The 9265-nt window shown below is 55.6% G+C and carries 8 protein-coding genes and 1 pseudogene; all 9 read right to left on the reverse strand.

What is annotated here, in order from left to right; genetic code table 11:
- Positions 1–212, reverse strand: a pseudogene (locus B4F73_RS10150) (DUF1009 domain-containing protein); the annotation flags it as partial.
- A 7-nt stretch (positions 213–219) separates the two neighbouring features.
- Complete coding sequence (gene lpxA, locus B4F73_RS10155; protein ID WP_290483181.1) at positions 220–1008, reverse strand: acyl-ACP--UDP-N-acetylglucosamine O-acyltransferase; 789 nt, start codon at positions 1006–1008, stop codon at positions 220–222.
- 30 nt (positions 1009–1038) lie between these two features.
- Positions 1039–2055, reverse strand: a complete 1017-nt coding sequence (gene lpxD, locus B4F73_RS10160; protein WP_290478797.1) for a UDP-3-O-(3-hydroxymyristoyl)glucosamine N-acyltransferase — start codon at positions 2053–2055, stop codon at positions 1039–1041.
- A 12-nt stretch (positions 2056–2067) separates the two neighbouring features.
- Positions 2068–2658 (reverse strand): OmpH family outer membrane protein, encoded by a 591-nt coding sequence (locus B4F73_RS10165; protein WP_206990482.1) that lies wholly within the window; start codon positions 2656–2658, stop codon positions 2068–2070.
- Positions 2659–2685: 27 nt separating this feature from the next.
- On the reverse strand, positions 2686–5241 hold the full coding sequence (gene bamA, locus B4F73_RS10170; protein WP_290478796.1) for an outer membrane protein assembly factor BamA: 2556 nt from the start codon (positions 5239–5241) through the stop codon (positions 2686–2688).
- 36 nt (positions 5242–5277) lie between these two features.
- Positions 5278–6447: a M50 family metallopeptidase gene (locus tag B4F73_RS10175; RefSeq protein ID WP_290481566.1), complete on the reverse strand. Its 1170-nt coding sequence runs from the start codon at positions 6445–6447 to the stop codon at positions 5278–5280.
- Positions 6448–6451: 4 nt separating this feature from the next.
- Positions 6452–7648: a 1-deoxy-D-xylulose-5-phosphate reductoisomerase gene (gene dxr, locus B4F73_RS10180; protein ID WP_290478795.1), complete on the reverse strand. Its 1197-nt coding sequence runs from the start codon at positions 7646–7648 to the stop codon at positions 6452–6454.
- Positions 7648–8469, reverse strand: coding sequence for a phosphatidate cytidylyltransferase (locus B4F73_RS10185; RefSeq protein ID WP_290478794.1), 822 nt, complete (start codon positions 8467–8469; stop codon positions 7648–7650). The genes dxr and B4F73_RS10185 overlap by 1 nt, the downstream gene beginning before the upstream one ends.
- Entirely contained in the window at positions 8469–9230 is a 762-nt protein-coding gene (locus B4F73_RS10190; protein ID WP_290478793.1) for an isoprenyl transferase, read from the reverse strand. The genes B4F73_RS10185 and B4F73_RS10190 overlap by 1 nt, the downstream gene beginning before the upstream one ends.
- Positions 9231–9265: the final 35 nt, after the last annotated feature.

Here is a 9265-nt window from a genome sequence, read left to right on the forward strand (position 1 = left end):
AATACAACTTCCTCACACCCTGCAGATTTCAGCTTTTTCAGTATTCCACCGACTTCACCCAGACCTATGGCTTCCCCCGGAAACCTGGCCAGTGCCGGATCATCAAAGCCCTTCAGGCGGAGCACATACGCACCCTGCCCTTCCTCAATGGCATTCTCTGCGATGGCAACTGGTAGGTCGCCCAGTCCTGCGATGATACCGAGTGGAGCCATTATATCATCAACCTGGTTTGCAGATGGGGCGGTCGCCCTCACGGATAAATGTGATGATCTCCATGGCCAGCGGATTCTCTGCATAATCCTGCGACGCCTGTTCCAGCCGATCCTTGAACAGGCCATCTCCAAGAAAGATGGCTTTGTAAGCGGCGCGAATGTCCCGGATATCTGCTTTCGAGAAGCCTCGGCGCTTGAGACCGACCATGTTCAGGCCCGACAGTTTGGCGTGATTGCCGACGACCGATCCAAACGGAATTACGTCTTCCACAACAATCGCTCCCCCGCCGACGAAAGCATTCCGTCCGATGCGAGAGAATTGGTGAACGGCGGCAAGACCGCCGAACCACACATTGTCCCCGACTGTGATGTGGCCAGCCAGAGAAACATTATTTGCCATGACGACGTTATTACCAATGTGGTTGTCATGGGCGATGTGCGCCCCGATCATGACAAAGCAATTGTTCCCGATCACTGTAAGGCCGCCAAATTTGGGCATGCCCGAATGGGCGGTTGCATACTCACGAAAGACGCAGTTCTCACCGACAACCAGTCGAGAGTCCGGTGTCGATTCAAACCCTATAACTTGAGGCACACCACCCAATACCGCATGCGGGTGCAGGACACACCCCTCCCCCAGTTCTGTGTGACCGGTCACGACAGAATGCGTCATCAGGACGGAATTAGCCCCAATGCGTGCGTGTGGACCAATATGACAGAATGGCCCGACAACGACACCATCACCGAGAGCGGCTCCGTCCTCAATGTAGGCAGTGGGATGAATTTGTGTGGACATGAGTTTCCAAAAGCTGCTGGGACGCGCTGACTAACCCTTTTTCTTCGGGTTTGCGTTCTTCTGCAACCACGCGATCTCGCGCATCCATTGGCGGAGAGGTTTGGCAGGTGTTCCGCCCCATGTTTCGCCGTCTTCGATATTTCTGAACAAACCCGAAGAGGCCGCCAGAGATACACCCTCGCCGACTTTCACATGATCCGCGATTCCAACGCGTCCACCAAGCATCGTGCCATCACCGATCTGAACCGATCCTGAAATACCACCGAATGCCGCCATGAGAACCGAGCGACCAAGCACCACATTGTGAGCGATTTGGCACAGATTATCGATCCGTGTTCGTTCCCCGAGAATTGTGTCGTCAAAGGCCCCCCGATCGACACAGGAATTGGCACCAATGGTAACGTGATCCTGCAGGACGACGCGGCCATAATGTGGAGCATCCTCCGCCCCGCTGGGACCAGGCATGACTCCGAACCCCGCCTCGCCTATCCGAGCACCGGACAGCAGTCTCACATGATCCCCTATAAGTGCACAGAATACGGTCGCGGCAGGGCCGATAACGCAATTGCGGCCAATCTGGACGCCTGGACCAATAACAGCATTCGCCCCGATGAATGTGCCGGCACCGATCACGGCGCCAGGTGCGATGGCAGCACCCGGTGCGATCTTAACGCTCTCGTCTACCGTGGCATCGGGCGAAATGGCAGACTCACCATGCCAATCCAAATGACGTGGACGAAACAGTTTTACCGCAGCTGTTCCGTGAACATAGCGGGGAAACTTTGAAATGATATAGGGAATGCCGTCGGGAATGCGGGCCACATTGGCATCATTAACGACAAGGGCTGAGATGTCGGGATTGATCTCGATAGCAGACTTTCCGTCTCCATCGAGAAATCCAAGGTCTCCCCGGCGGCCGTTCGCAGCCGAGGAGATACCTGTCAGTTCCAGATCTTCATCTCCGAAGAGACCAGACCCGGTCTGTTTGGCCAGTTCGCCAAGAGAAAGAGATCCCAATGGCGCGAAAAATCGAACGTCTACTGGCACGGATGTCTCAATTTACTGCGCTGGCTGGTCAGGGATGCGCTTTCGGACGACCGAAAGTGTAGGCGTCGTAGCGTCCAACTTGCTGATGACCAGTGCGGAGACATCAACAGAATCCACGCCATAGATCAGAGCGCTCTTGGACAGCACGATCTGGGCATTTTTTTCACTCACGACCTGCAGGAGAACCGGCTCAAGCGCCTTGTTGAAATCGATAAGAGCCTGACGTTCGGTCAGCTGAAACTCACTGGCAGCTTTTTGGCGGGCCTTGCCGAAATCACCGGCCTTCTTGTCGTACGCGTTGAGGCGGGCAACCATTGCTGCGTCGCCGGCAATCTGCTCGCGTGTCTTACCTTGCAGTTCAGTATTCAGCGCCTTGCCTTCAGCCTCAAGCGACGTCTTGGTTGGCGTCAACTCGGTATTGATCTGAGATTCGATGCTTTGAAGCTTGGCCTGAATGTCTTTGCCAGCTTTGCTGTCGCGCAGGATTTTTGCCTCATCGATCGTAATGACCGTGGTGCCCTGAGCGAAAGATGCCGGCGCAACCAAGGCAATTGCGGCGAGTGACGCCACCATGGCGAAAATGAAGTTCTTGAGTCGGGACATTCTAGTCTCCTGTCTTTCAGCTTGAAATTAGAATCTTGTTGAGGTCGAGAACCGGAACGTTTCCGTCCGGTCATAGTCTTCCCGTTTGAGAATTTGAGAGAAATCGAACCGAATGGGACCAAACGGAGAGTCCCAGAAAACACTTAGACCGGCGGACGCCCGCATGGATGCAGCCGTCTTGGTGAGCCGGACTGCTGGCAGGCCGGTCGATTGATCGGTGAAGTAGATTGTGGGACCGACGTCAGGCCCACGAAGAGAGCCCAAGGCACCCGCCTCTGCGAACAGCGCGCTCTTGATACCGTATTCTTCAGGCAGGAAACTCGGCAGGCTGAGTTCGAATGTGCTTTGATAATAGACATTACCGCCTTGCGAATTGAGGCGGCGAGTCTGAACAACTTCCCCAGTTTCAGGATCGACTACGCGGACAATCTCTCGCGGGCCGATGCCTGCGACGTCAAACCCGCGGAACGTGCTGCCACCCCGGAAGAAACGGTTGTTGATCCTCACGCCCTGACCGTCTTCCAGTGGGAAAACATACCCTCCGGAAACACGAAGGCTCGCAATTATATCGCGCCAGATGCCACGATACATGGTCGCGGTAGACTCAGTCCGCAAATACTTCACATCACCGCCAATACCGGCAAGGTCCTGGCTGAATCGGAAATCAAAGCCGCGCGACGGCCTTATCGGATCGTTAGTGCGGTCCCAGTAGAAATTATATCCGAGGATCGAGGACAGATCGCTGCGTTCTGCCCGACAGATCGGATCTCTCAAGACATAATCGCGCGAACATTGGTCAACAACGCGTTGGCCCGCACCAGCATCGCCTGGTTCGACGAGCCGATAGGTGTCGTCTGTGAGATCTTCTGGGGTGTCGGCCCCTGTGATCTGGACGCGGTCGGTAACGAAGAATCCGTCTTCGTCGATGATGTAATTACGATCGAGAACGTTCACTTCATCGGTTTGCAATCTGTAGCTAAGGCCAAGCTGCATGCGTTCCGTAAGTGGGAAACCGAGGCGTACGCCCGCACCAATCGTATCGCTGGTGAAGCCGGAATAATCTTCATAGTCCTGGCGAGTAGCGTAGGCGTCAATACCGCCGGAAAGATTGCGATCAAACAGTCTTGGCTCAGTGAACCGGAAATCCAGAATTTGCTGACGGCTCGAAGCGGACACGCGAGCAACAACCGACTGACCGCGCCCCCTCAGATTGCGCTGTGACGCGCTGACGTCGAGCAGATAGGCATCCACGGATGAGAAGCCGGCCGCGAAGGACAGTTCGCCGGTTGGTTGTTCCTCGACCTTGATATCCACAATGGTCCGGTCCGGATCTTCCGACGGGGTCTCAACCACTTCGACATTCTTGAAGTAACCCAGAGCTCGGACGCGATTCTTGGAACGATCAAGAAGGATGCGGTTGAACGCATCGCCTTCTGAAATTCGGAGTTCCCGACGAATGACCCGATCAAGTGTCTGCGTGTTACCGACAATATTGATCCGATCGATGTAAACCCGAGGACCTTCATCCACAGCGAAGGTGACATCAATCAGACCCGTCTCGGGATTCACGTCCAACTGTGGACGAACATCAACAAAGGCGTAACCAGCAATACCCGCTGCGTAAGTCAGCGAGTCGATCGTGTCTTCAATCGAGTCGCCCCGGAAGAGCGTGTCGGATTGAATAGGCACAGCACGTTTCAGTGCCTCAGCATTAAGCTTCTCGAGCGCCGTCTCGACTTTGACCTCGCCGAAATAATACTGGCGTCCCTCATCCACCGTCATGGTGATGTAGAAGTCCTTCTGGTCCGGCGTCAGTTCCGCCACAGCGGATGTCACGCGGAAATCGTAATAGCCATTGTTCTGATAGAACTGTCGCAAGAGGTCGCGGTCATATTCCAGACGGCCCGGATCGTAATTGTCATTCGAGCTGAAGAAGCGCCACAGACGTGATTGACGCGTGACAATCTCGCTGCGAAGGCGCGAGTCCGAGTAAGCCTGATTGCCAAGGAAGTTGATCGACCGGACACCGGTGACAGGCCCTTCGGTGATCTCGAAAATCAGATCAACACGATTTTGTTCCAGCGGTTTGTATTGCGGTTCGACTTTGGCGGCAAATCGCCCGGACTGGCGGTATAGTTCGAGGATACGTTGAACATCGGATTGCACACGAGCAGCAGTGAAGATGCCGCGAGGTGCTGCCTGGATGTCTTCTTTGAGCTTGTCGTCATCTAGCGCGCTGTTTCCTTCAAAAACCACGCGGTTGATGATCGGGTTCTCAACCACACGCACGACCAGATTGTCATCCACACGGTCAATCGACACGTCCGCAAACAGGTTGGTGGCAAACAGTGTCTTCAAGGATAGGTCAATGCGGTCAGGATCAAAGGAATCCCCAGGCTCTACAAGCAGGTAGGATTGAACCGTACGCGCCTCGATACGCTGATTGCCCTCGACAATGACGGAGCGGATGGTGCCGCCATAGCGACTATCTTCCTGTGCATCGGCAGTGCCCATGGGAACAAGCGCTGTGTTCACAGCCAGAACGCTGCTCGCCATCATGGTTGCTGCAAGAAACTTACGCATCGTCGACACACTCTCTGGTTAATTTCGGCAGGCGGATCAGCCGCCTCTTGCTCCGAACAAGCCGGTCTCGATGATATCACCCCAAGTGATCACCACGACCATTCCCAATAACAGGATCAACCCGAATGTCAGGGCCACCTCCTGCACTTTTTGCGGCATTTCCCTGCCCGCAATGGCTTCATATGCATTAAATACAAGGTGTCCACCATCCAATACCGGCAGCGGAAGAAGGTTGAAAAAGCCGACTCCTACTGAGATCGCGGCGCAAATGCTTGCCAGCATCCAGAACAGACGTTCGAGCTTCTGACCGGTCGTCGCCTGCTCCTGTTCCCAGACCTTGTTAACCACGCGGCGGGAAATATCTCCGATTCCCACAGGCCCCGTCATGGCGTGCATCGACATTTTTCCGGTAACGATTCGCGTAAGCATCGTCACCGTCCGATCGATCGTCGCGCCGGTTTCGAGAACGCCCTGCCCCAAGGCCTCTACCGGATTGTAGTAGATGTGTTCCCCATACGAGATCGGGGCGATACTCACGCCAATCGTGGCCTGGGGGACTTGCTGCCCGAAATCGTTTTCACGGACAATTTCATCAGGGGTCACGACGAGGGCTTTCTCGGAATCGCCGCGCTGAACAACGAAATCAATTGGTTCATTCGGGTTCAGGATGATCGCCATCAAGACTTCGGACGTATCGCTAACCGAATTGCCATTTACTGACATGATCACGTCGCCGGATTCCATTCCAGCTTCAGCAGCCGCTCCATCTGGTACTACTGCGGCAATGCCGACCTTCATGACCGGTCGACCGTGAACGCCCAATATCAGAGCGAATATAAGGGTTGAAAGGATGAAGTTGGCAAATGGTCCTGCGAGGCTGACGAGCGAGCGTTGACCGACCCCAAGCTCTGGATATGCCCTGCCAATCGGCCCCTGCTCAATCTTGCCGACATCGCCCGCCATCTGGCTCTCACCCACAAATTTCACAAAGCCACCGAGCGGAATCCAGTTCACGCGCCAGCGCGTGCCGTGCTTGTCAGTGCGTTCAAAGATCGGCTTTCCAAATCCCACCGAGAAAGACTCCACGGCGGCGCCAAACCAGCGCCCCACGATGTAGTGGCCGTACTCGTGAACGATAACCACGATGCCCATCATGAAAATCAGGCAAAATAGAAACAAGGGTCCCTGGCTGAGAAAATCACCCAAAACGTTATCCTCCCGTACGACGCTGGGTCTTCTCTAGTACATCGCGCGCCATTTCTCGACTGAAACGGTCCAGCAAGGCAATCTCCTCCAGAGTATCGCAGGCGATTCCGTGCATATTTCCCGAAAAATAGCGATTCAACGTCTCTTCCACGATCCAGCTTATGTCCAGAAACCCGCAATGGCCCGCAATAAATGCAGAAACAGCCGATTCATTAGCGCAATTTAATACGGTCGTTGCCTGAACACCGTGTGCATATGCCTGACGCGCCAGCCGAATGGCCGGGAAGCGCGTTTCATCAACATTTTCAAAGTCCAGCCGGCCCAAGGTGGCGAGGTCCAGGCGGTCCACGACGGTTGGAACCCTGTCCGGCCAGCCCAGCGCGTAGGAGATCGGCGTTTTCATGTCTGGCGCACCAAGCTGCGCGATGACTGAGCCATCGGTAAAGTGCGCCATGCCGTGAATGATCGATTGAGGATGGACGATCACATCCAAGCGCTCCCCTTCGACATCGAAAAGAAATCCCGCCTCGATGAACTCAAGCGCTTTATTCATGAGGGTCGCACTGTCGATGGAGTTCTTGACGCCCATGCTCCAGTTCGGGTGGGCGGCCGCTTGCTTGGGGCTCGCCATGCGCATCTGATCCAGAGACGACGTGAGGAACGGCCCGCCGGATGCCGTGATTGTCAACTTTTCCAGAGAGCGACCATCGCCAAGACATTGAAAAATGGCTGAATGCTCAGAATCGACTGGCAGTATCGAGACGCCCCTGCGTCGCGCCTCGCTCAGAATGAGCTTGCCACCGCACACAATGCTTTCCTTGTTTGCGATCGCGACATCATTTCCCGCACGTATGGCAGATATCGTGGATTTGAGGCCAGCTGCCCCAACAATCGCCGCCAACATGCGCTCCACCGGGCGCGCTGCTGCTTCTGCGATCGCTGTTTCGCCTGCCGCCGCTTCGATATCAGTTCCAGCCAGCAGAGTTTTCAGGGTCGGCAGCTGGGACTCATCAGAAATCACCGCGATTTCAGCATTGAACGCGATAGCTTGCGCAGCGAGACCTTCTGCATCCGAGCCGGCCGCAAGCGCTACGATCTGAAATGTCTGCTCTGCATTGGCGTTGGCGTGACGGACGACATCCAACGCAGACTTTCCGATTGATCCCGTTGATCCCATGATGCTGATACGGCGGGTGGCCATCAGTACAGACCCAGTGCGGTCGAGAGTGACGGAAAGCTCCACAACAGAAGTGAACCAACGATTCCGACGGCGCCGAGGCCATCGACCCTGTCAAGAACACCCCCATGCCCGGGGAGCAGGTTGCTCGAGTCCTTCACCTTGAACCGGCGCTTGAGGCCACTTTCAAGAAGATCTCCGAGCTGTGCGGTAAATGACAGGCTGGCGCCCAAAAGCACCCACAAGATCAGACTGGAGTTCTGCAAATCCGCCGCAGCAATACCGCACACAGCCGTGAATAGGAGCGCGCCCGTTGCTCCGCTCCAAGTCTTGTTCGGACTTTCCTGAGGCAACAGGCGCGGCCCCCCCAAACCCCGCCCGACAAAATACGCCGCAGCGTCGGATGCCCAGACGAAGGACATGAAATACAATGCAACAGTGCGGCCATCCCAGGGTCCTTCGCGCAAGAACCAGAGACCAGCCGCCATGGCAGTAACATAGAACCAACCAAGCATAGCAGCGGATCGTATCCGCAAACCGCCCGCATTGGATGCAAACGAAAGCGCCAACCCGAAACAACCCAGGAAGACGTGAAGCCAGGTCAAATCCATAGGAAGGCTGAGGCAGAATAGTGCGGCGGCAAAGCTCAGAAGCCAGCCGCGAGGATGCCCGCTCATTCCAGCCCATTCCCAAGCCATGATACCGCCGAAAAGCGCACAAGCAGCCGCCAACCACCATCCGCCTGACCATACGACGAACAAGCCGGCAGGAATAAGGAGTGCTGCCGTCAGCAAGCGGAGTCCAAGCTGGGAAAAGCGGCTCTCGGGCGGGGTCCAGTCGCCCATTATGCGCTCCCCTTCGAAACAGCGCCAAAGCGGCGCTCCCTTTCGCTATAGATCGCAACCGCCTTCTCCAGAAAGGAACGATCGAAGTCTGGCCATAACACGTCGAAGAACACGAGTTCGCTATAAGCGGCTTGCCACAACAGGAAGTTGCTCAAGCGGTATTCCCCACTCGTTCGGATGAGAAGATCTGGATCCGGCATATCGACCGTATCGAGATAGGAAGCGAAGATGTCTTCAGTCACATTCTCAGACGCCAACTTGCCGCTCTCGACATCCGCCGCCAGTCTTCGCGAAGCGCGCGCAATCTCCTCGCGCCCCCCATAATTGAACGCGATGTTCAAATAGAAATCAGCATTGTCCGCAGTTTCACGTTCCGCCCTTTCGACCAATCCAGCTATGTCATCCGGCAGACCCTGGCGCCTGCCGATAACCCTTATCTTCACGCCTTCCTTTTTGAGTCTTCCGAGATCTTTCTTAATGAAAGTTTTCAGGAGCCCAAACAGGGCGTTGACCTCGGATGCGGGCCGACGCCAATTCTCAGTCGAAAAGGAATAAACTGTCAGGTATCGAACACCAATCTGGCCAGCCGCCTCAACAGTGCGTCGAAGTGCTTCGACTCCTCGCTCATGCCCTGCAGCCCGTGGCAATCCACGAGCGTTCGCCCACCGACCATTCCCATCCATGATGATGGCAATGTGAGCGGGTACGCGAGAAGCGCCCGCATGCGAGTCGGACGGCGCAGAGGCGTCGTCGGTCGACATCAGACCTGCATTATCTCCGCTTCTTTGGCTTTCAG

This window comes from Hyphomonas sp. UBA3601 (genome assembly GCF_002375605.1).
In the GTDB taxonomy this organism is placed as follows: Bacteria; Pseudomonadota; Alphaproteobacteria; order Caulobacterales; family Hyphomonadaceae; genus Hyphomonas.

What these genes read in the sequence shown, in the direction of transcription:
- lpxA (WP_290483181.1), bottom strand. Translation starts at nt 1,008, where the DNA reads ATGTCCACACAAATTCATCCCACTGCCTACATTGAGGACGGAGCCGCT.
- B4F73_RS10165 (WP_206990482.1), bottom strand. Translation starts at nt 2,658, where the DNA reads ATGTCCCGACTCAAGAACTTCATTTTCGCCATGGTGGCGTCACTCGCC.
- bamA (WP_290478796.1), bottom strand. Translation starts at nt 5,241, where the DNA reads ATGCGTAAGTTTCTTGCAGCAACCATGATGGCGAGCAGCGTTCTGGCT.
- dxr (WP_290478795.1), bottom strand. Translation starts at nt 7,648, where the DNA reads ATGGCCACCCGCCGTATCAGCATCATGGGATCAACGGGATCAATCGGA.
- B4F73_RS10185 (WP_290478794.1), bottom strand. Translation starts at nt 8,469, where the DNA reads ATGGGCGACTGGACCCCGCCCGAGAGCCGCTTTTCCCAGCTTGGACTC.
- B4F73_RS10190 (WP_290478793.1), bottom strand. Translation starts at nt 9,230, where the DNA reads ATGTCGACCGACGACGCCTCTGCGCCGTCCGACTCGCATGCGGGCGCT.